At 66.1% G+C, this 22,090-nt stretch carries 15 protein-coding genes; 12 read left to right on the forward strand and 3 right to left on the reverse strand.

The window, feature by feature from the left end:
• Nucleotides 1–165 precede the first annotated feature (165 nt).
• Nucleotides 166–1,308 (forward strand): hypothetical protein, encoded by a 1,143-nt coding sequence (locus tag ACUYV6_RS07535; RefSeq protein WP_449278051.1) that lies wholly within the window; start codon nucleotides 166–168, stop codon nucleotides 1,306–1,308.
• 74 nt (nucleotides 1,309–1,382) lie between these two features.
• On the opposite strand, the gene ACUYV6_RS07540 is transcribed toward ACUYV6_RS07535, so the two are convergent.
• The 3 genes from ACUYV6_RS07540 to ACUYV6_RS07550 form a co-directional block, all read right to left on the reverse strand.
• Complete coding sequence (locus ACUYV6_RS07540) at nucleotides 1,383–2,126, reverse strand: metal-dependent transcriptional regulator (RefSeq protein WP_449278052.1); 744 nt, start codon at nucleotides 2,124–2,126, stop codon at nucleotides 1,383–1,385.
• Between the two features lie 111 nt (nucleotides 2,127–2,237).
• On the reverse strand, nucleotides 2,238–2,945 hold the full coding sequence (locus ACUYV6_RS07545) for a sortase domain-containing protein (RefSeq protein WP_441897363.1): 708 nt from the start codon (nucleotides 2,943–2,945) through the stop codon (nucleotides 2,238–2,240).
• Nucleotides 2,942–6,625, reverse strand: coding sequence for a S8 family serine peptidase (locus tag ACUYV6_RS07550; protein WP_449278053.1), 3,684 nt, complete (start codon nucleotides 6,623–6,625; stop codon nucleotides 2,942–2,944). The genes ACUYV6_RS07545 and ACUYV6_RS07550 overlap by 4 nt, the downstream gene beginning before the upstream one ends.
• Before the next feature lie 159 nt (nucleotides 6,626–6,784).
• Here ACUYV6_RS07550 and ACUYV6_RS07555 point away from each other — a divergent pair, with 159 nt between their 5' ends.
• The 11 genes from ACUYV6_RS07555 to ACUYV6_RS07605 all read left to right on the forward strand — a co-directional run bounded on the left by ACUYV6_RS07555 (nucleotide 6,785) and on the right by ACUYV6_RS07605 (nucleotide 21,923).
• Nucleotides 6,785–7,942 (forward strand): ABC transporter substrate-binding protein, encoded by a 1,158-nt coding sequence (locus tag ACUYV6_RS07555; protein WP_441897365.1) that lies wholly within the window; start codon nucleotides 6,785–6,787, stop codon nucleotides 7,940–7,942.
• Nucleotides 7,939–9,120: an iron chelate uptake ABC transporter family permease subunit gene (locus ACUYV6_RS07560; protein WP_441897366.1), complete on the forward strand. Its 1,182-nt coding sequence runs from the start codon at nucleotides 7,939–7,941 to the stop codon at nucleotides 9,118–9,120. The genes ACUYV6_RS07555 and ACUYV6_RS07560 overlap by 4 nt, the downstream gene beginning before the upstream one ends.
• Nucleotides 9,117–10,019: a heme ABC transporter ATP-binding protein gene (locus tag ACUYV6_RS07565; protein WP_441897367.1), complete on the forward strand. Its 903-nt coding sequence runs from the start codon at nucleotides 9,117–9,119 to the stop codon at nucleotides 10,017–10,019. Before ACUYV6_RS07560 ends, ACUYV6_RS07565 begins: the two co-directional genes overlap by 4 nt.
• Nucleotides 10,016–11,011 carry a hypothetical protein gene (locus ACUYV6_RS07570; RefSeq protein ID WP_449278054.1) on the forward strand — a complete coding sequence of 332 codons (996 nt, stop codon included), beginning with the start codon at nucleotides 10,016–10,018 and terminating at the stop codon, nucleotides 11,009–11,011. The genes ACUYV6_RS07565 and ACUYV6_RS07570 overlap by 4 nt, the downstream gene beginning before the upstream one ends.
• Nucleotides 11,012–11,034: 23 nt before the next feature.
• Nucleotides 11,035–12,684, forward strand: a complete 1,650-nt coding sequence (locus ACUYV6_RS07575; protein WP_441897369.1) for an HtaA domain-containing protein — start codon at nucleotides 11,035–11,037, stop codon at nucleotides 12,682–12,684.
• A complete protein-coding gene (locus ACUYV6_RS07580; protein ID WP_449278055.1) occupies nucleotides 12,681–14,282 on the forward strand; it encodes a hypothetical protein in 1,602 nt (533 codons plus the stop codon). The genes ACUYV6_RS07575 and ACUYV6_RS07580 overlap by 4 nt, the downstream gene beginning before the upstream one ends.
• 38 nt (nucleotides 14,283–14,320) lie before the next feature.
• Complete coding sequence (locus ACUYV6_RS07585; RefSeq protein ID WP_449278056.1) at nucleotides 14,321–17,929, forward strand: immunoglobulin domain-containing protein; 3,609 nt, start codon at nucleotides 14,321–14,323, stop codon at nucleotides 17,927–17,929.
• 107 nt (nucleotides 17,930–18,036) lie between these two features.
• A complete protein-coding gene (locus tag ACUYV6_RS07590; protein ID WP_449278057.1) occupies nucleotides 18,037–18,777 on the forward strand; it encodes a biliverdin-producing heme oxygenase in 741 nt (246 codons plus the stop codon).
• Nucleotides 18,774–19,172: a hypothetical protein gene (locus ACUYV6_RS07595; protein WP_441897373.1), complete on the forward strand. Its 399-nt coding sequence runs from the start codon at nucleotides 18,774–18,776 to the stop codon at nucleotides 19,170–19,172. Before ACUYV6_RS07590 ends, ACUYV6_RS07595 begins: the two co-directional genes overlap by 4 nt.
• Nucleotides 19,169–20,908, forward strand: coding sequence for an LPXTG cell wall anchor domain-containing protein (locus ACUYV6_RS07600; RefSeq protein ID WP_441897374.1), 1,740 nt, complete (start codon nucleotides 19,169–19,171; stop codon nucleotides 20,906–20,908). The genes ACUYV6_RS07595 and ACUYV6_RS07600 overlap by 4 nt, the downstream gene beginning before the upstream one ends.
• Entirely contained in the window at nucleotides 20,886–21,923 is a 1,038-nt protein-coding gene (locus ACUYV6_RS07605) for a murein transglycosylase (protein ID WP_441897375.1), read from the forward strand. The genes ACUYV6_RS07600 and ACUYV6_RS07605 overlap by 23 nt, the downstream gene beginning before the upstream one ends.
• Nucleotides 21,924–22,090: the final 167 nt, after the last annotated feature.

Below are 22,090 nucleotides of genomic sequence, written 5' to 3' on the forward strand. Positions count from 1 at the left end.
AGTTTACGCTGTTGCGCCGCTTCTCGGGTCGCGCGGCACCTGAGGCGGATATTCCGGCGACGGCCACTGTGCGGCGGGTCAGAGAACGGCCGAGGAGGGAGCCGGACAAGAATGTTCGGTGAAAGTGGTGTTCATTCTCAGGGGAACTAGAGGAGACTGGTGCACATGAGTACCTCAGAGCAGTCGAATACCGAACACCCGAATTCGCCGGTACCCGCCCATGACTCCGACGGTGGGGTTCGGCCCGCGGCGCAGCAGAGCTCGCGTCAGCAGGGATCATCTGCGCAGAGCCATGATTCCGCACAGGGCCATGAACCTGCACCGAGCCATGATTCTGCGCAGGCCGCGCACGCGCCGTATCCGCAGAACACTGCCGTGGTACCCGGCCCCCAGGTGCCGCTTGCTCCGCCGGCAGCGACGGCAACGCCGGCCGGGCCCGCCCCGGTGGGTGGCGATAAGAAGAAGCTCTCGACCTTCCTCAAGGTGAGCATCATTCTGCTGAGTGCGCTGACGGTGGCGTCGATCGCGCTCGTGTTCATCGGCGACTTCGATGGCAAGTTCGAGCGGGTCTTCTCCACGTTCCTGCTCTTCGCACTGTTCGTCGTGCTCACGGCGCTCGACACGAGCCGTCAGCAACGATCCGAGTGGTACTCGCCGGTCGCGTTGATCGCAAACGCCTACATTCTGGGCCTGCTGCTGATCGTGATCTGGATGTCGGAGTACGATCCGTTCTGGCTCGGCTGGGAGATCTTCTGGAAGTCACTGCTCGTGGTCGCCGTCGTCCGCGTTGTGATTCTCGGGGCGCAACTGCTGCTCATGCTCGGCCATCGCCTCCCCGAGATGGTCACGCGCTTCGCGTTCGTCACGAGTGTGCTCGGGGTGCTCAGCGGGATCCTCTTCACCGCGCCTGTCGGCATCTCCGCGTTCGACATCACGATTCCTGAGTTGTACTGGAAGATCTCGACCGCGACTCTGATCCTCACGGCACTCGGCCTGGCGATCACGATGCTGCTGCGTTGGGCCTTCCGCAGTGAGATTCGTGACCAGAAGCGTGCGCTGCGAGACGAACAGCGTGCTGCGCTCTTCGGCGCACAGGTGAGCGGCGCACAGGTGAGCGGTGCACAGGCGCCCTCCGCGCATGTCTCCCAGCAGCCGGCAGCCACGCAATCCGTGTTGCCGCAGGCCGCGCAGGCTCAGCAGCCCTCGCAGCAGCCGGAGTTGTTGCCTTGGCCGACCTTCGCCGACGGCACCCCGTTGCCTTCGGGCCCAGACGGTCAGCCAGATTTCTCGGTGTTGAACCAGCGCTGAGTTCGTAGCCGCCGCACACCGGAAGCGGGAAGAGTTCTGCGCTGAGCAGGTTGCCGAGACCGCTCCCTGATCGCTCAGGGAGCGGTCTTTTCAGGCGTCCAGCTCGACCCGCTCTGGGCGGGGGAGACGAAGACCTGGGAAGCGTCGATGTGGTCGAGTTCTAAGGAACGCTCCGGCGGATGAGCGAGTCGTAGGATCACCCCGAGGGGGCTTCGTTCAATCAGTACTTCGGCGCCAGGAACTACGCCAGTCTCTGACATGCGCTTGAGGAGATCGGGGTTGCTCTGCGCGGACTCCCCGATGCACTGGACGACTGTCACGTCGTCGGGCTCTGCGTCGAAGGTGTAGCGCATCGTATTGACGATCTCCGACGATGCGAGACTCTGAGTGAAGCCTCGTTCAACCTCTCGCAGGGTGGGTATCCGATTTCCGTACGGGGAATGCGTGGGGTGATCGAGTAGACGAGCGATGAGCTCCGTTGCCTTGTCGCTCATGACATGTTCCCAACGGCAGGCCTCCTCGTGGATGAGGTTCCACTCAAGACCGATGATGTCTGCGAGGAGCCGTTCGGCGAGCCGGTGCTTGCGCATGATGCTCAGGGCGAGGTGTCTGCCCCGCGGGCTGAGATAGATCTGACGGTCTCCCGGCACGGAGAAGAAGAGGTCTTCCCTCACCATCCGGCCGACCGTCTGCGTGACCGTCGACGGCGCCTGGCCCAGCCGCTCGGAGAGGCGCGCACGTACGGGCACGATGCCTGCCTCCTCGTATTCGAGCACGACCTTAAGATACATCTCGGTGGGGTCAATGAGCTCGTCCACGTCTGCACCTCTCCGGCTGGTCTCGCCCAGGGGCGGGCGAGGCTCGATTGTACCCGCGACGGGCCAGACGCGCGGTCTTGAACGCTGTACGCAGATCCTGCACGCGGCGGTTCAACCGTCCCCTGCGTCGGCCTCGTTGCCGGACACGGCGTCCGCCTGTCGTGCGAAGAGCACCATATTATCCGACGCGATGTCGCTCTCCGCTGCGAAGAAGCAGGTGATGAGCACGAGCCTGCCCGGCTCATTCGTCCAGACATCCTCGAGATCACTGAGTGCCGTCTGATCGTGACGCTCGGTTGCGATGACCTCGTACGGCACGGATCCCTGCTCGGTCGCGACGATGATCTCGTCACCGGGGAGCACGGTGGTCTTCTGCTCGGCGCGGTTGACCAGCGGGTCGAAGACCGCGAAGCCGCTGGTCGAGGTGTGGCCGATGAGGTAGACCGTGTTCTCCGATCCCGTGCCAGGCAGACCGAAATCCTCGAGCCAGAAGATCTCGTCGGCGGTAGGAGGATCGAGTACGGTCTCCTCACCCACCTCCATGGGTGCGACCGGAGCGACATAGTCGATCGCCGGAATCGTGACGCTCGTCGGGCGAGATGCCGGCGCCGCGTCGATCTCGTGGGCGATGTGTTCGGCGCTGCGACGTTCCGCGCCGGTGTACTCCTCGCCGGTTCCGGTGAAGAACAGTTGCCAGACCCCCACGCCGAGGAGTGTCAGGCCTGCTCCGATCGCCAGGGCGGTGGCGACGATCGCCAGTCGTCTGAGGCCGGTGGCTTTACGTATCCTGCGACTCGGGTGATCGTGAGAAGGGGTCACGCGGCCGCCCCGCCCGGCACGCCGCCTACGCCGGCCTGAGCCCCCGACTGGGCTGGGTTTCTGAGACCGAGCAGCACCACACCGGCCGCCGTGAGCAGCAGCAGCGCGGCTCCGAGCAACATGAGCAGCTCGGCAGTGGTGAGTTCGAATCCGCCCTGCCCGACTGTCGGTAGCTGGGTTGCGGGGTCCGTGATCGACACGGTTTCGGCGCTGTTTCCGCCGCCCGAACCGATCTCGACCTCGACCCACCCGACGAACTTCTCGTCAGGGTCGGTGAACGCGAATCGGAAGGTGCCGTCGTCAAGAGTTGAGACGTCGATGCGCAACTCTCCGTCGTCGTTGACCCGGATCCAATCGACTGGAGTCTTGCTGGGGTAGACGTGCAGGAAGAACCAGTCGCCGGGCTCGGAGTCCGGGATCTTGACATAGGCGATGCCGTTGCGCACGCGGATGGTGATTCCACCGGCGTTCGCAGCTGTGAGTTGGTTCTCACCCGCAACCGGCGGGTCCGGCTTGAACTTGGGTTTGGGGGTCGCCTGGGAGGCCGGGGCGCGGGACGAAGCACCGTCGCCCGAACTGCCGGAACCGCCCGAACCGCTTTGCTGTGCAGCGGGTGCAGGGGTGACGCCTGCTTGTGGCGCTGTGTCCGGGGCAGGAGCGTTGCTGCCGCCGCTCTGCTGACCACGGTCCCCGCCGTCCCCCGGAGGCTCAATGGGGGGCTGAGGGATCTCGGGCGGCGGCTGCTTCGGAGGCGTGTTCTTGCTCGACTCGGCGACCCATTGCACCGCGTTCACGAAGATCTGTCGCCCCGCGGCCGACCAGTTGCGTGCGTCGGAAGCGGCGTGGGTGCCGTGCAGGGCCAGGTATGCGTGGCGGTTGCCGTCGCGCTCATCGACCGCGATGCCGGCACCCCGTTCAGTGATGCTCTGACCGCCCTTCCCATCAGGAGTCTTCGTGATCGAAGTGGCGAGGACCTGTGCACCCTCGCCGAGCATTTGCTGATCGAAGGCTGCCCAGAACTTGTCGAGACCGTCTCGAGCATCCTGAACAATCATGCTGCCCGTGCTGAGCCCCCCGGTGAAGATGTCGCCCGATTCGAAGAGCGGGTGCTTGCCGTCACCCCAGATGCGGTAGCCGGTTTCAGAGAGATCAGCGCCCGAACCGATAGTGCGGCTCTCGGGATCGCCCGCCCGGGTTGCCAGTGACGCGATGCCGCTGGTGCTGCTGGAACCGAGGTCGAGCCAGACGATGCCGGTGCCCGCAGCATCGGTCGCATCGATCACATGCTGCAGGCCGTCGGCGGAGATTTCTCCGGGGTCGTCCCAGACGACTGCGTTGTAGGCGGTGAGGCGGCTTGGATCCGACGGGGGTGTCGCCTGCCGCTCGACGACCAGCTCCTGCGTTGCGAGCAGCTCGGTCGATCGGCCGGTCGCCTCTCCCAGCACGAGAACGCGAGGCAGGTCGGACAGGGTGAAGTCGACGATGGTCGGCGCATCCTCCGCGGCGAGCACGTCCGCCGTGTCTGAGGTAGCGGTGTACATGTCGTCGCGCGCGGCCCTGAACCGGTGTTCCCCCTCCGGCACGTCATCGAGTTGGTAGGTGCCGTCGTCGGCGGTGATTGTCGCGAGGTCCTGTCCGACGAGTGACACCGTGACGCCGGGCAGAGGATCCCCGGTCGTCGCGTCGGTCGCAGTGCCCCGCACGCTTCCCGTCTCGAGCGGGGTGAGCTCGACCGTCAACGACTCGAAGCCGGTCTCGGGAACGACGAGCTCGTGCGACGCGGTGGCGTAGCCGAAACGCTCGAACGTCAGTGTGTATGTTCCCGGAGTGAGGTGGGAGGAGACCCTGCCGTCCTCGTCAGAGACCCAGGTCTCGCTCCTGCTGCCGACACCGCCTCCTTCGCTGGTCTGGGCCCAGCTGACGGTGACTCCGGGTAGGGGATCGCTGCTCCCAGCGACGGTGATCGTCGCATCGAATCCCGACTCGCCTCGCGCGGCGGCGATCGCGGCCTGCAGGTCGACGATGCCGTGACCGTACCTGGTGTCGGGGGTGAAGCCGCCGTCGCCCGATGCCTCCGGGTCCGGGTGCCAGGCGGTCTGCTCCAGGGCCTCCTCGACCTGGTCGACGGTCAGCCCGGCCTGTGCCGAGCGCAGCGCAGCGACCGCACCCGCCACGTGCGGGGTAGCCATTGAGGTGCCGCTCGAGCGCCCCCAGCCACCGCCCGGAACGGCCGAGACGATGTCGACTCCGGGCGCCGAGGCGTCCGGTTTCGTGAACTGGCCGCTCGGCCAGCCGAACCTCTGGGCGACGGCGTCGGGCCAGTCGGTCGTACCCCCGCACGAGCGTGCGTTGACTTGGCGCTGCTCATCGGTCATACCGACGGCGAACGCGTCGTAGGAGGAGCTCGGGTTCGAAATGCATCCGGGCTTCCGGTCGCCGTCATTGCCGACAGCGACTGCCGGGAAGACTCCGGCTTCGCGAACGCGGTTGAGTATTTCGAGCAGAAACTCATCGTGCCCATCACTGGTGCCGAGCGACATGTTGACCACGTCTGCCGGTCGGCCTGCCGGCTCGCCCTGGGCGTCGTACGGTGCGAGCGTCCATTCGAGAGCCTTGATGATCTTGGCGCTGCTGCTGCCGTCGCTGATGGCGTTGACGGCCATCAACTCGGCCTCGGGTGCGACGCCGATGTGCGTGCCGGAAGATGAACCGCCGAGCACCGTTCCGGCGACATGCGTGCCGTGCGTCGCCGGGTCTGCCGGACGCTTGGCCTGCACCTTGCCCGTGTGGTCAAGGTGAATCCATCCGCCGGGGAACAGCGGGTCATGGGGGTCCTCGGTGACGAGGCGATCCGCGAGGTCGGGGTGAGTGGGGTCGATGCCGGTGTCGAGTACGGCGACGCGTACGCCTTGGCCGTATGCGTCGTATGTCTCCCAGGCCTCGGGGGCGCCGAGTTGTTCGAGGCCGTAGGTGACGGGCGTGCCGTCTGCAGCGAGTCCTTCGGCCCAATCGGACGGATCGTCGACCTCGATCGGGGCTTCTTCTTCGAGGGGCACGGCTTCGTAATTCGGGGTGATGCTTCTGGCGCCGGGCAGTGCGGCAAGCTCCGCGAGCATGTCTTCCGTCGGTTCGGCCTCGACGAGCACGCCTGCCGTCAGCCAGAAGGTGTTCAGCACGCGCAGCTTCTTCGAGCGCTCGAGTGCCTCCAGCTGGGGCTCGGCGCGTTGCAGCACGGCCTCGGCTCCCTGCTGCAGCGAGGCGGAGGCGAGCTCGGGCTCGCCTCGGGCTTCGGCGGCGATGCCGGTGTCGTCGAACAGCACCAGGATCTCAGCCGTGCCGGTGCTCGCGTCGAACCACGAGGCGCCCGGTGCCTCGTCGATGAGTTCGTTGCGCGTCGTGTCGTCGGAATCGCGACCGCCAGAGCTCTCTTCCTTGCCCGCGTCTTCTGCCCCTTCGGCTCGCAAGCCTTCGTCTGCGATCGCAGTGCGCAGGTCGGACGAGATCTCGGCCGGCCCTTCTGACCGTCCGGCCGCCGCCCCGGCCTCACCGGGCGATGACGCGGGCGACTGCGCGAGGAGCACTGTGCCGCTCAGGAATACGGCCAGCGCGATCGCAGCGCTGGCCGCTGCGGCACAGGTGCGCCGATGACGGCGAATGCGGAAGCGGGGTGTGTGGGTCAAACTCTCACTCGTGCTTCTCGGTCCGGTATCGCCTCGGGAGGTGACATCGGAGCGTGTTGGGTGACTACTATGAGGACTGTCGATGGCTACTTCGTTAGACCTTACTTAGGTAATACGAATATTTGAACATCAGACCTAAGTAATGTTAGCCTCACTCTCGTGCTTCACGTCAATAGTCCGCGTCGGCTTCGGGCGCGGCGATTCGGTACTGCCCTCCTCGCATCCGTTCTCGTATGCGCGCTCGCAGGGTGCGCGCTCGTCTTCGGCGATGGCCCCGATATCGCAGATGCGTCGCAGGCGGATGAGGGCAGCCCGCGATTCTTCGAGGGGCCCGAGACGGCGCTGCTGCAGAACTCTGACATCGAGCCCGTGACGGATGACCCGCAGCCCGATCTTCCAGTCAGCTTCACGGGGCTCGACGACGTCGACGTCGAGGTCACTGACACGAGCCGCATCCTGGCTCTCGACGGCACGGGCAGTCTCGCGTCCGTCGTCTGGGCGCTCGGCTTCGGGCCGAACGTCGTCGGACGCGACCTCACCACCGGGTGGGATTCGGCGAAAGATCTGCCGCTCGTGATGGACAATCACACGCTCAACGCGGAGTCGATCCTCGAGCTCGATCCGACCCTGATCCTCACCGACTACAGCGTCGGACCGTACGATGTGCAGCTGCAGATGCGCAACGCCGGAATACCGGTGATCTTCTTCGAAGGCGCTGAAGACATCGACGATATCCCGCGTCTTATCGGCGACGTGGCCACCGCGCTCGGGGTGCCCGAGGTCGGTGAGGACTACGTCGCGAACTTCGAGCAGCGACTCGACGAGACGATCGCGAAGATTCAGACTGTCGCCCCCGAGAAGGAAGCCGACAAGGTGCGCATGGTCTTCCTGTACATGCGTGGTCGTGCGGGGGTCTACTACATGTACGGCAACGACCCCGACGGCAGCACGGGTATCGCCGGCGTACTCATCGAACAGCTCGGAGGAATCGACGTCGCCGGTGAGGAGGACTGGGAGAGCGGCAACCTCACGGCTGAGGGCCTCATGAACCTCGAACCGGACCTCATTCTCATGCTCACCCTGGGGCTCGAATCGGTGGGCGGCGTCGACGGACTGCTCGAGGTGCCCGGCGTCGCGCAGACTCCGGCGGGGGATCGCCGCCGCGTCGTCGACATGAGCGACTACGAGATGTTCACGTGGGGGCCGCGCACCCCCGACGTTCTCACGGCGTTGGCCGAGTCGATCTATCACGTCGACCTCGACGAGATCGAGTTGCCGGACGAGAGCGCCACGGCACCCGAGGAGGACGCATCGTGACGTCGATATCTGAGCACAGCACCTCACCAGTCGACGCCGGTCAGGTTCGTCGCCTCGAGACACCCGGATCGGCGCAGGCACCCGAGACCGGCTTGCCGAGGATCCTGGACTACGACGATGCTTCGGTGCAGCTGCCCAAGCCCAGAAAGGGTCGCGTCACACTGCTCTTCATGGTGCTCGGGGTCGGGCTCGTGGTCGCGACCCTGCTGTCAGCCGCCCTGGGACAGATGCAGATCCCGATCGTGGAGGTCATCGGATCTCTCTGCCGCAAGGCCGGCTTCACCTGCGGTGTCGAGGCGACTCACCCCAACGCCGACGCGGCGCTGTGGGAGGTGCGGTTCCCGCGGGTGGTACTCGCAGTACTCGTGGGAGCGGCGCTCGCTTCATCCGGCGCGATCATGCAGGGTGTGTTCGGCAACCCGCTCGCAGACCCCGGCATCATCGGTGTCTCATCAGGTGCCGCCGTCGGCGCGAGCCTCATGATCATCACGGGGCTTGCAGCCGGGAGTACTTTCGCGATCCCGGCCGGGGCGTTCGTCACGGGCGTGCTCACTTCGATGCTCATCTATTCCATATCGAGGTCGGGGGGCAGAACACGCGTCGTCACGCTGATACTCGTCGGCGTCGCAGTGAATGCGTTCGGTGGCGCCGCCCTCGCGCTCATGACCTTCGCCGCAGACATGAACCAGCGCGAGCAGATCGTGTTCTGGCAGATGGGCAGTCTCGCGGGCTCCCTGTGGTCATCGGTCGGCACGGTGCTGCCGCTCGTCATCGTGGGCCTCGTGCTCGCGTTCACCGTTTCGGGCAAGCTCGACCTTCTGAGCCTCGGCGACGACGCCGCTCGTCACCTCGGACTGAACATCGAGCGGCTCCGCATCAGCTCGATCATGATCGTGGCCGTGCTGACTGCGGCGGCAGTGGCCTTCGCCGGCATCGTCGGCTTCGTCGGACTCGTCGTGCCGCACGTGATCCGCATGATCATCGGCCCGGGTCACCGTGTGCTCGTTCCCGCGAGCGCGCTCGGAGGCGCGCTGCTGCTCGTCGCGGCCGACACGTTCGCGCGCACGGCGGTGGAATACGCAGAGCTGCCATTGGGCATGCTCACTGCGCTCATCGGCGGCCCGTTCTTCTTCTTCCTCATCCGGGCGACCGGCAAGCGGAACGGAGGATGGCTGTGACTCCCCTCCCGCGCTTCAATGCGCCTACTGCGCCGCAGCCGGCCGTGCCGGGAGAGCGTGTGCTCATCGCGGAAGACGTCTCAGTGCGCCTCGGCGGCACGGCCATCATCTCGGGAGTGAGCTTCGAAGTGCGCTGCGGCGAAGTGCTCGCGATCATCGGGCCCAACGGTGCGGGTAAGTCGACGCTCCTGGGTGCGCTCGCCGGCGATACCGCGTACTCCGGATCCATCCTCATCGATGGCCGAGAGGTGCAGGCCTGGCCCAATCGGGATCTCGCGTTGCGACGGGCGGTGCTGCGGCAGAGCAACTCGATCAGCTTCCCGTTCAACGTCGTCGACGTCGTGAAGATGGGCCGCGCACCCTGGAGATCGATCACGTCCGTCGAGGAGGACGACCGCATCATCGCGCAGGAGATGCTGCGCAGCGACACGTTCCAGTTCGCCGAACGGACCTTCACCTCGCTCTCCGGCGGTGAGCGAGCTCGGGTCGCGCTCGCCCGCGCTATGGCGCAACGTACGCGCGTACTGCTCCTCGATGAGCCGACGGCCGCACTCGACATCAATTACCAGGAGCAAGTGCTCGCCGTGGCGCGCAGGTACGCGAGACAGGGCAATGCGGTCGTCGTCGTGCTGCACGACCTCGCCGCCGCCGCTGCTTATAGCGACCGCGTACTCATGATCTCCGAGGGCAGCATGCGGGTCTGCGGCACACCTGATGAGGTGCTCGATCCACGACTGCTCAGTGAGGTCTACCGGCACCCGGTGCTGGTCGGCCGAGATGCCGACGAGGCCATCACCATCACCCCCGTTCGCTTCCCCGACGATCGGCCACCTGGCGAGAGCAGCGCATCCGCTCCAGGAGACCGTGCGACTACCCCGACCGAGAAGGAGAGACCATGAACGCGCAGAGAGTTCCGCTCGCTGAATCGACGCGGGTGAACGCGGCAGCGTTCGGTGTTCGCGCCGCGGTCATCACCGCCGTGGCGGTGCTCCTGGCATCGATCTCGATGCTGGTGGGAGCGGCGAGCCCCGCGCACGCGGCGTCGCGCGTCGACGTGTCACCGGTGCCGAGCGCCGACGGGGCGACGACCGTGAGCCTGTCGGGGAGCGGCTTCCAGTATCAGCCGAATGCGCCGGGAGGCGTGTATGTGTTCTTCGGCACCGTGAGCGATCCTTCGACGAATGCCTGGGCCCCCAGCCAAGGCGGACGCTCAGGACAAACCTTCGGGTACGCCGCCACGAACGGGACGCGCCTATTGGTCGCATTCGATGGCGGGTCGTCGGCCTCCGCCGCGAACGGTGTCATCGACGCCAACGGCAACTGGTCGGCGCAGATGACGATCCCCGGATCGAAGTTCACGGCAACCTTCGGCGACCCGCACAGCGGCAACGACCAGTCCGGCCAAGAGATCGACTGCCTGCAGGTGCAGTGCGGCATCATCACCATCGGCGCTCACGGCAGCATCAACGCGAACAACGAGTCCTTCACGCCGGTGAGCTTCGCGACGTCGGGCGGTGAGGTGCTGTCGGGCGAAGCAGCACCTCAGGACTTCGGCGGTTCGGGTGAGCAAAGCAACAACGACGAGGCCACGGAGCTCGACGTGCCCGGGAGCGAAGCCGACGAAGCGGAGCAGACCGAGCAACAGGAGCAGCAAGCGGCCACCTCCCAGACGGCAGCGCCGACGGAGAAGCTCTCAGGGCTGTCGACCCCGACTTTGGTCGTGTTCGGCGTGCTCGCGTTCGCGCTGCTGGCGCTGCTCGTCGCGATCGTCCTCGTGCTCGTCAAGCGGTCACGGGCGAAACGTGCTGCGGCTGCAACGGCGGCAGACGCTTCGACTACCGGCGAGGAAGTATCTGAAGAATTGCCCGTTCCCGAGGAGGCAGGCAGATGAAGGTGAGCAGAGCCAGGATGAGGATGCGCAGCGATCAGCCGCAACACGCGGGTGAAGCAACGCGCACGCGCACGCGAGCGGGGCTGACCGCAGGCGGGCGACGCCGCGGCGGAATGGCCGGCCTGACGGCGGTCGCGCTTGCCGCTCCACTCGCGATGATCGCGGCGGCGGCTCCGGCGGTCGCTGACGAGTCGACGCCTCGCACTGAACCCGTCGTGGGAACCGCGCTGGCGTCTGACACGCGCGTCGATGTGACCTCCGGGCACCTCGATTGGGGAGTGCGCACGTCGATCCGCAACTATCTCGAGAACTTCGGCCACACCGAGGGGCACGTTGCGGCTTACGACGGGGCCACCTATCAGCGGGGTGACACCGCCGCTCGATTCCCCGATGCGAGCGGTTGGGTCGATGTCGAGAACGACGAGGCGGAGTTGAGCTTCGACGGTCGCTTCGAAATGTACGGCTTCGGAGCATGGTGGCTGCACTTCGAGAACGTGCGCGTCGGAATCGCGGAGGGTGAAGCGACGATCACCGTCGATATGCGCGAGAGCTTTGGGACGCGTGAACCCGTTGCAAACCTGACGCTCGCCACGTTCGAACTCGATGGCGACGATGTCATCCAGGAGCGCGACGGTGTGATCACGATCGAAAGCGACGAGGGTGTCTTCCCCGAACATATCGGTGCAGAACACCTGCCCCGCATGGACGGAGAAGCGACCTACGGCGGTGACAACGGCTACACCGATCCATTCGCCATCGTGCTGAACACTGATACGAGCGACGACGAACCGGTACAGGACCCGGACGAGGAAGAGCCGCAGCCCGGCCCGAACCCGGACGATGAGCAGCCCGTCACCGTTCCTCGGAGTGGAGCCTACGGCGAGAGCTCCGCGAAGAACCGCTACGGGGCTGAGCTCACAGTGAGTCCCGCCTATTCCCTCGCGGACGAGGGTCAGACGGTGCATCTCACGGGCAAGAACTTCCCGACGGTCGGCCCGGGCAACACCAAATGGAAGGGCGGCCTCTACGTGCTCTTCGGCTGGGTCGACCCTGCCGCGGGCGAAGACTGGGGGCCGGGTCACGGCGGAGCCTCAGGACACACCTTCACTTACACCAAGGACATCGAGCCGCAGGGCACCTACCAGAGCATGGTCAACTACCCGGGCAATACGACCGCCCCGGGGTTCCCCGAGATGGATGCAAACGGCAACTTCGAGATGGACCTCCCGCTCCTTGCCTCTCGCTTCGAAAGCGCGCAGGGCATGGACGTCGACTGCTACAAGATGCAGTGCGGGGTGCTCCTCATCGGTGCGCACGGACAGATCAACGCGCAAGGTGAAATCTTCGTCCCGGTCTACTTCACAGAGACTGCGGACGGCACCGGCAACGAGACTCCAGCCGGACCAGGCGACGGAGGCCCGACCGCTAACCCGAACATGACGCCAGCGGCAGGTGGGCCGGCAGCGCAGAACGGCGGACTGAGCGTCAATGGCGGTCTCGCGATGACCGGTGTGCAGGAGTCTGGGCGTGCGGCGCTCTTCGGCGGCGCACTTCTCATGAGCGCCGGACTGCTCGGCGCTGCGCTCCTCTTCCACAGACGCAGAAAGATGGCGGCGCCGCCAGATGGCATCGCGACAGAGCTCGACAGCATGCACCTCAGGGGGAACGTATGATCACGACGGCACACAGAAGAACTGCACCGGCCCTGCGCCGTGCTCGTCGCACGGCTGCGCGAGGTCTCGCGCTCGGTGCTATGGCGGCGCTGCTGCTCGGTTCGGCGTGGACTGCCACCGCGGAGCCGGCGTTCGCGGCGCCGTCGGGCGAGTCGACCGGGCTCGGCTACAACTACGACACGACCAAGCAGGAGCAGCCCCGTCTGACGGTGAGCCCGGCCGAGGGACTCGTGCCCGACGAGCCAAGCACCGTCACCTTGCGCGGTGAGCAGTACGCGACGTCGACCGATCAGGGAACCACCTTCGGTGGTGCCTACACGCTATTCGGGGCGATCCAACTGAAGGACGCGGATGATCCCGGCAGCTGGGCGCCGACCAAGCGCGGCGTTGCCGGCACCAACTACGACTACGCGCCGGAGGCCGGCTTCTATCAGCTGATGGTGAACTATCCGGGCAACAGCACCGAGCCGGGCATGCCGTACATGGACCAGAACGGTGATTGGACTCTTGAGGAGCATCCGATTCCCGGCGCACAGTTCACTTCGCAGACGAACAAGGAGATCGATTGCCTCGCCGAGGGTACGCAGTGCGGCTTCATGACGATCGGTGCGCACGGACAGCGCAGCGCCGGAGTCGAAGTATTCACGCCCGTGTACTTCGAGGGACAGGATCCGGAGGACTCCGGTGAGAACCCCGACGAGTCGGGTGAAGACCCCGACGATTCGGGCGAGAACCCGGACGACTCGGGTGAGGATTCCGATGACTCGGGACAGGGATCGACCGACCCCTGCGAGGCGGAGACTCCTGAGGATCTGCTGACCAACGAGGAGTACGTCGTCGCAGGGTCGGCGCTCGCCGACACCGATGCCGTGATGACGGTGAAGCCCGGGCGCTACCTCCCCTGCGATGACGCGACCGAGATCGTCGTCGAGGGGCAGGCTTACGACTCGACGAAGCCCATCTACGTAGGGCTCGGCGCCCCGAAGAACCACGACGATCTCGAACAGTGGCGCCGCAGCAACGGCGGGTTCAGCGGCCCCGACGGCGACTACGACTACGGCGTACCCAGGCTCGTCGTCGCGAACGGGTCGAGCGACGGCGACGTCGCCGATGCCGAGATGGATGCCGAGGGCAACTGGAGTCTGACGGTCGAGGTGCCGGGTAAAGATATCGAGAGCTTCTTCGGCGGCACGATCGACTGCGCTGTCGCCTACTGCGGCTTCTTCTCGTTCGGGGCGCACGGCAATGTCGTCGCTCAGAACGAAGCCTTCACCCCGGTCTTCTTCGGTGGTCAGGATCCCGACGACGCTCCGCCTGCAGGTGGCGGTGACGACGATGACCCGACCGACCTGCCTGCCGGCACGAACGGCGGCGGTAACGGCACTGGTACGGGCGGATCAACCCAGCCTGCCGGCTTCGCCTCGACACCCACCGGAGGAGCGAACAGCGGAGTGGGCGTGAACGGCGGCCTCGCCACGACGGGCGCGGGCGACGGCGCTCGCACCACCGTGATCGGAGGAGTGCTGCTGCTGAGCGCGGGGCTGCTCGGTGCGGCCCTGCTGCGCAACCGGCGGCTGACCACTTCTGGTGCCCAGTAGTCCCTAGTAGACCAACTCAAAGAATAGGAAACGAGAACATGAGAGATACGAAGATGAGGGGGAGCCGATCTCGGCGCTCCCTGTTCTCCGGATCAGCAGCCGGCGCGGCCGCAGCGCTGGTGCTGTCGGGGGTGATCATCACTCCCGCACACGCGGCCGAGGGCGAGACAGTCACCGGCACGTCTTACTCCAACGCGACCGGGTACATGTCGGTCACACCGGGTACCGAGCTCAACCCGGACGGTACGACCACCGTCACGGTTGAGGGCTTCGAGTACGACGAAACCAAGCCGGTATACGTCGGACTCGGCAAGAACTTGGTGCCCGAAACCCCTGAGCAGTGGCGCCGAAGCGAAGGCGGCTTCAGCGGCCCGACTGGCGACTACGACTACGGTGTGCCGAGACTCGTGGTGGCGCATGGATCGAGTGACGGAGACGTGGCCGATGCCGAGATGGACGCCGACGGCCACTGGTCGATGAGCGTCAACGTACCGGGCTCGACGGTCACGAGCTTCTTCGGCGGCGAGATCGACTGCCTGACCGGTGGCGGCTGCGGGTTCTTCTCCTTCGGCGCGCACGGTCAGATCGCGGCGGTCAACGAGGCCTACGTCGGCATCGAGTTCGCCGAGCCGTCACAGGCGGTCGCCCCCGAGATCACGGGGCAGCCGCAGGACGCGATAATCGAGGAGGGCGCAGACGCGACGTTCTCGGTGACTGCGAGCGGTGATCCGGCACTGAACTACCAGTGGCAACGCGCAGCAGCAAGCTCCGATGAGTTCGCCGATATCGACGGTGCCACCGATGCGAGCTACACGCTGACGGGAGCGCAGGCGGCTGATGACGGGGCCAAGTTCCGTGCAGTCGTCTCGAATGAGGCGGGCGAGGCAACGTCGAACGCCGCGAGTCTCACCGTGACCGAGGGTGAGGATCCCGAGCCCGGGAGCAACTCGGCCACCGGTCTCGGCTACAACTACGACCCCGAGAAGCAGGAGCAGCCGAGCTTGACGGTGACCTGGCCGGAAGGCGGGCTACCGGCAGACGAGCCGAGCACTGCAACTCTTTCGGGCAAGAACTACGCGATCTCTTCCGACTTCGGTACGAACTTCGGAGGGGCGTACACCCTCTTCGGCGCAGTCGTTCTGAAGGACGACAGTGATCCCGGCAGCTGGGCGCCGACGAAGCGCGGTGTCGCCGGCGTCAACTACGACTATGCCGGCGAGGCTGGCGTCTACCAGCAGATGGTGAACTACCCGGGCAACGACACCGAGCCGGGTCTGCCCTACATGGATGCGAACGGCGACTGGGTGTTCGAGGATCACCCCGTTCCTGGCGCGACGTTCACTTCGCAGGCGAACAAGGAGATCAACTGCCTCGCGGAAGACACGCAGTGCGGGTTCATCACGATCGGCGCGCACGGTCAGCGCAGTGCCGGTGTCGAGGTCTTCACCCCGGTAGAGTTCGCGGGCGAGGAGCCCCCGGCCGGTGAGGCACCCGAGATCACCGCCCAGCCGCAAAGCGTGAACGTCGACGAGGGCGACGACGCGGAGTTCTCGGTCACTGCGACTGGCGACCCCGCGCCGAGCTATCAGTGGCAGGTCGCCGAGGCGGGTTCGGACGAGTGGAACGATATCGAAGACGCCACCGCCGCGAGCTACACGGTAACGGGTGCTCTGGCTGCTGACAGCGGCAAGCGCTTCCGCGTCATCGTGACGAACGCCGAGGGTGAGGCGACGTCTGCCGAGGCGACACTCACCGTCGAGGTGACCGCTGCGACCGAGACGACCACTGCGGTCGCGCAGCAGGCGATCGGATCGTACCCGACCGACTTTGCGGGCCAGGCAGTCGAGCTCTCGGCGAGCGTCAGCCCCGAGAACGCGGCTGGTTCGGTCGAGTTCTTCTCCGACGGACAGCGTCTGGGCTCCGCGCCGGCTGAGGGCGGAGCGGCGCAGCTGACGGCGAGCGACCTGACGGGCGGCTCGCACAAGATCACGGCGAAGTTCACTCCGTCGGACGCAGGAGACTTCGCTCCTTCCGAGTCGGCTGCGGTGACCTACCGCGTCGTCGACCTCGAGCCGGCGGTCGGCACTATCGACGTGGGCGATGCCGCGAAGCAGATCTCGGGCGCTGAACTGCGTTGGGGTGTCGCGAACTTCGTGAGCTTCGGATCGGGGCCGGGCAAGGAGGTGCTCGACGGCAATGTCGAGCTGTCCGAGCTGCCCGAGAATCCGACCGCAAACGACCACGCGAACCGCGAGTTCGTGTTCTCGAACGGCACGGGCACCGAGGACGCCGCAGGCAACCGCGTGATCAGTTTCGACGGCGAGGTGCGCCTCATCTCGGGCTCGATGCCGGAGTGGAACTTCCGGCAGCCCGAGGTCTTCGTGAATGCCGCGGGCGACGGCTACATCACCGCCATCGTCGACGGGGCGTTCAAGGGAAGCCTGCTGGGCGGCGAAGACGAGACCTACGGTCCCGAGCGCGTCGTCGTGCAGACCTTCACGGGTGCTGACCCTGAAGCCACCGACGACGGAACCGCGTTCACCGTGACTCCGCTGTTCGAGGGTCAGGTCGCGGCAGGCACCTGGTCAGGTGACTTCACCGGCGCGACGCTCACGAACCAGTTCCTGCAGCACGTCAACGCCGGCGTCCGTTCCTTCTTCCTGCAATCGGGGTCGAGCTCTGACAGCACGAAGGCCGCCCGCCCGCTGACGGTGAGCTACACCGCGGGCACGCTGCCCCAGGTCAGCGTTTCCGATGACCTGACGGTGATCGAGGGTGACGAGGCGGTCTTCACTGCGACGGCTTCGGGTGACCCCGAGCCGACGCTGCAGTGGCAGAAGCTGGTCGGCGACGACTGGCAGGACATCGAGGGGCAGACGGGTGCCGAGCTCGCGCTGACCGAGGTAACTGCTGACGATGCGGGCCAGTACCGCGTCGTGGCCGAGAACTCGTTCGGAACCGTGGAATCCGACAAGGTGACCCTTGCGGTCACCGCTCTCGAGGCAGCTGCCATCGTGAACGGGCCGAAGGACCAGTCCGTGACCGAGGGTGACGATGCCACGTTCGAGGTCGAGGCCGTCGGCGTGCCCGAGCCCACCTATCAGTGGCAGCAGCTCGCGGCACCGGCAGACGAGGCGCCGGCAGACGATGCAGCGGCAGCACAGGCATTCGGAGAAGCGGGAACCACGCAGGATGACGACGCGTGGACGGATATCGAGGATGCGACCTCCGCTTCCTTCACCGTGGCCGCCGTGCAGCTGGATCAGGATGGCGACCAGTTCCGTGTCGTCGTCTCGAACGGCGTCGGCGATCCGGCCATGTCCGATGCGGTTTCGCTGCAGGTAAGTGAGCGCACCGATTCGGGTGGCGACTCTGACGGTGATTCCGACGGTAACGCTGACGATGATGATCGCTCCGACGGAGACGGTGGCTCAGACCGTGGCGATGCCGTAAACGGTGAGTCGGACGGTGGAAGCAACGGCTCGGGGAACTCGGGTACCAACGTTGCGGGCGAAACCAGCGCGAAGAGCGGGCTCGCCTCAACCGGTTCGATGTTGCCGCTGGCGGCAACCGGAGCGGGCGCACTGCTTCTGCTGGCCGGCACCGTACTGGTGCTGCGCCGTCGCAGCGGCATCTCGGCCGACTAACCGGATGCGGGGCGTCCGAAAGGGCGCCCCGTACCACCCCGGTGGCCCGGGCGCACCCGCCCGGGCCGCTTTCCCGCTCAGAGCAACGTGAAGGAGTCGATCGCACCATGGGTGAGACCGCGTTCAGCCAACCCGCAGCCGCCGCCGAGGCGGCAGCTGTTGTCACCATCGAACAAACCGTGGGCCGGCCGCTGTCCGAGCGTCTGCGCAAGGTTTCGCACCTCGGACACCGGGAATCCGGGGAAGAGCCGAAGTTCGCAGTCGCCTATCTGCGCGGCGGCCTCAATCGCGAGGGCATTGCGGCGCAGGCTGCGCAGCACTACCTCATGTATGAGGCGCTCGAGTCGGCCACCCTGGCGCACCGTGAGCGCCTCGGCAAAGACTTCCCGTTCTGGTTGCCCGAGTTGCAGCGCTTGCCCTCGCTCGCGGCCGACCTCGAGCACTGGCTCGGGGCGAACTGGAGGCGGCAAGTGGATGACCGCTTCGCCACCACGGGCATCATGACTTACGTAGCACGCATCAGCGAGGTGGCCCCGACCTCACTGCCGCACTTTGTCGCGCACCACTACACGCGCTATCTGGCCGATCTGTCAGGCGGGCAGATGATCGCGAAGATGTTCCGCGAGAGCTACGACACCGAAGGAGATCTCGGGTCGAAGTTCTATACCTTCGCCGAGATCGACGATCTGAAGCACTATAAGGAGACCTATCGGGAGCTCGTCGACGCACAAGGCTTCAGCGAGGAGGAGCAAGTCGTGATCTTGAAAGAGGTAGCGGTCGCGTACTGGTTGAACGGTGTTGCCGGTCAGGATCTCGAGGACCGCTTCGAGGAGTACCGGGCGTCATGACCGAAAGCCGAAATCGAACCCTGCGCAGCCTCTGGGGATCCCTGGCTCTGGTGGCGCTGCTCGCTGCTACGGGGTGCTCAGGAGGCGCTGAATCCGCCCCTGCTTCAGGTGAGGACGTTGTGGTCGCGACGGTGCCCGTGGGTGAACTCGCCGGCGTCGATGGGAATCTCCATGTCGGTGATGAGATCCGGGTGATGATCGACACTCCGGGCATCGAATGGACGGCGGTGAGCGATGCTCCAGAGGTTGCCGAAGTCGTCGACGAGGATCCTGAAGCCGCTCCGCGCATGGTGCGGATCGTGGCTACCGGCGAAGGCGAGACGGCCGTTGAGTTCACCGGGGACGGCGATGATACGCAGGACTCGATCGCAATCGTCGTGGGAGAAGAGCAGTGACCGGGGACGGCTCGCGGCAGTTGCTTGCCCGGGCTGTGATCGGAATGGTGCTGGTGGGCGCGCTCGGCGTCGCCCCGATAGCGGCGACGCCGCAGGCCGCGCTGGCGGTCGCGGACGATCAGGGCGTAGTTCGCGCCGGGACTCCATTCGCGGAAGATGACGCAGCGGAGACCGGTGTTGCGACGAGTGTGCAGGTCTCGGTGCCCGTCGCGGCCGACCGTACGATCTACCTCCTGGGCGCCTCCGCCCCGGTCGCGGCAAGCGTTCGCGCTGTGCCTGCCGAGGGCGAATCAGCGAGAGCGCTCAGCGGCCTCGTGGAATTCTTCGACGGTGAGGTCTCGTTGGGCGAGACCGAGCTGGTCGCCGAGGGAGACCGGGGCATCGCAGAGCTCGAGACCGACCTCTGGCCGGCGGCAGGTGCTCGCGAAGTCACCGCCGTGTTCACTCCGGAGGCCGACTCGGGCTACGCAGCCTCGACGAGTGCTCCGCGCACCTACCGCGTCGTCGACACCACGCGCATGGTGCCCGATGTGGAGTTGCAGGGCGGTGCCGAAGCCGAAGCAGATCATGCTTCGCTGCAGTGGACCATCGGCAACATCTGGTTCAACAACTTCAAGGTGGGGTTCGAGCGTCAGGCGATCGAGGGAGACGTCACGCTTCCCGAGATGCCGGCGCCCGGACCCGGGGCCTCGGATGAGGAACTCAAGGAGTACTACTTCAGGCCGTTCACCTTCTCGCATGGGAGCGGTGCTCGTGATGCCGAAGGCAATCGTGTCATCTCCTTCGACGGGACGGCCAGGCTCACCTCCGGCAGTGCGAACCAGTGGAACTTCGCCGACCCAGAGGTGCGCATCGGAGCGAATGGTGATGGCTACATCACGGCCGAGTTCAGCGGCTTCTACGCGGTGGGAAATGCGCGCCAAGACTACGGGCCGGTGCGCGTCACGATCGCGACGTTCTCGGGCGCCGAGCTTGAAGCCGACGACTCGGGGCGGGTGGATGCATCGATTCCGTTGAATTGGACCGGGCAGGCCCGGAACGCCGGAACGTGGTTCTACGACTACGAGGACTCCTTCCCGAACGAGTTCGTCGCGCTGCTCAATCCGCTGGTTGCACCGTTCTTCGCACGTAGCGCGGTAGCGACCGACGCATCCAAGGCGCCGCATCCCGTCGTGCTGAGTTTCGATGAGAAGCTTGTCGAACAGCCGGAGGAGCCCGCGGTGGCACTGGAGATCGTACGTGGCCCCGAATCGCTCTCGGTCGTGGAGGGCGACGATGCTCGTTTCTCTGTCGAGGCGGAGGGTGAAGCGCTCGAGTACCGCTGGCAGCGGGCCGCGCCCACGCGCGATGCGGCCGCAGATTTCGTAGACATCTCCGACGCTGGCGACGAGAGCTCCCTCGAGGTTGCTGCGACGCTCGACGACGACGGTGCCCAGTACCGGGTGATCGTCTCGAACGCTGCGGGTGAGATCACCACGGAACCCGCGACGCTGACCGTTGAGCCTGCGACGGGCGGCCGGGGCGATGGTCCAGAGGCCGGAGGACGGGACGGCGTGGACCACGTCGACGGTGTGGACGACCGTGGCGGCTCGTCGACGGTCTCGGATGAGTCGGCGACGCAGGAACTCGCGAACACCGGGTGGGAGGGATCCTGGTTGCTGGGCGCGATTGCAGGCATCGCCGCAGCCTCCGTGTTGGCGGGAGGGACGCTGCTTGCGCGTAGACGACGGCACTGAAGACATCGCTGAGGACTCCTTCGCCCAGCTGCTGAAGGACGCGATGGAGGTCGAGAGCCTGCTCCCGGACGAGCGGCCTGTCGGCGTCTTCGCGATGGCCAGGGAGTCGGTCGCGGAGGCACTCCAAGAGGCGCGAACCTCCGCGGCGCGTGCTGAGCGCCGGAGTCTGATGCGGGAGCGTGCCGAAGCCCGTCGCGCGCATCAGATCGAAACCAGGAACCGGAGAAGGGGGAGTCTCGTAGCCGGCCTCGTGATCGGTGCGGTCGGCACCATCGGCCTGGGCGTGGTCATCACGGGCGTGCTCCTGCTCGGGACGGACCGGGGTGCTGGGCAGGGTCTGGCGGCCGTCGCAGGCGGAACCGCACCACGACTCGAGGGGGTAGCCGGAGCGGCGGCCTCCGAGTCGACCCACGGTGACAGTGCTGAACCAGACGACGCTGCTCGGGAGGCCCCGATGCACGCGGTCGACCCCGTCTGGGCGGCTGAAGTGTCTCGGGCGTCGGGGATTCCCGAGCGGGCTCTGCGAGCCTACGCCGGGGCGGCGCTCACCCTCGCCGAGGAGCAGCCGAGCTGCGGGCTCGGATGGAATACGCTCGCGGCGATCGGCTTCGTCGAGACTGCGCACGGCACCATCAACGGGGCGCGTATCGATGACGGTGGCAGGGCGCTTCCGAGAATTCGTGGCGTGCCTCTCGACGGTGTCGAGTTCGAGGCGATCCCCGACACCGACGGTGGGCGCATCGACGGTGATATGGATTGGGACCGTGCCGTGGGGCCGATGCAGTTCATTCCGCAGACCTGGCAGGAGTACGGTCGCAGCGCTGATGGCACGGGCCTGCCCGATGTCGACCAGATCGATGACGCCGCACTCTCAGCCGCGACGTTGCTCTGCGCATCCGGAGGGGATCTGCGGGTGCCCGAGAACTGGATCAATGCTGTTGACGCATATAACCCGAGCGTGGCATACAACAACGATGTCGTGGAAGCCGCCGACCACTATGCAGGGTTCGGGTGACCCTGCCCTGCTCGTCGGAACCAGGTTCGCCAAGACCGTGCAACACGCGCGAACGGTAGACGAGTGTCGAACTTCGTCTCAAGAATTGAACATCAGATGAACCTATAGTTAGGCTTGCCTCAACTCGCTCGGCGCCACAGTCGGCATCGACGGGGAGCATGCGCCGG

The sequence above is a fragment of the Leucobacter sp. GX24907 genome (assembly GCF_053567335.1).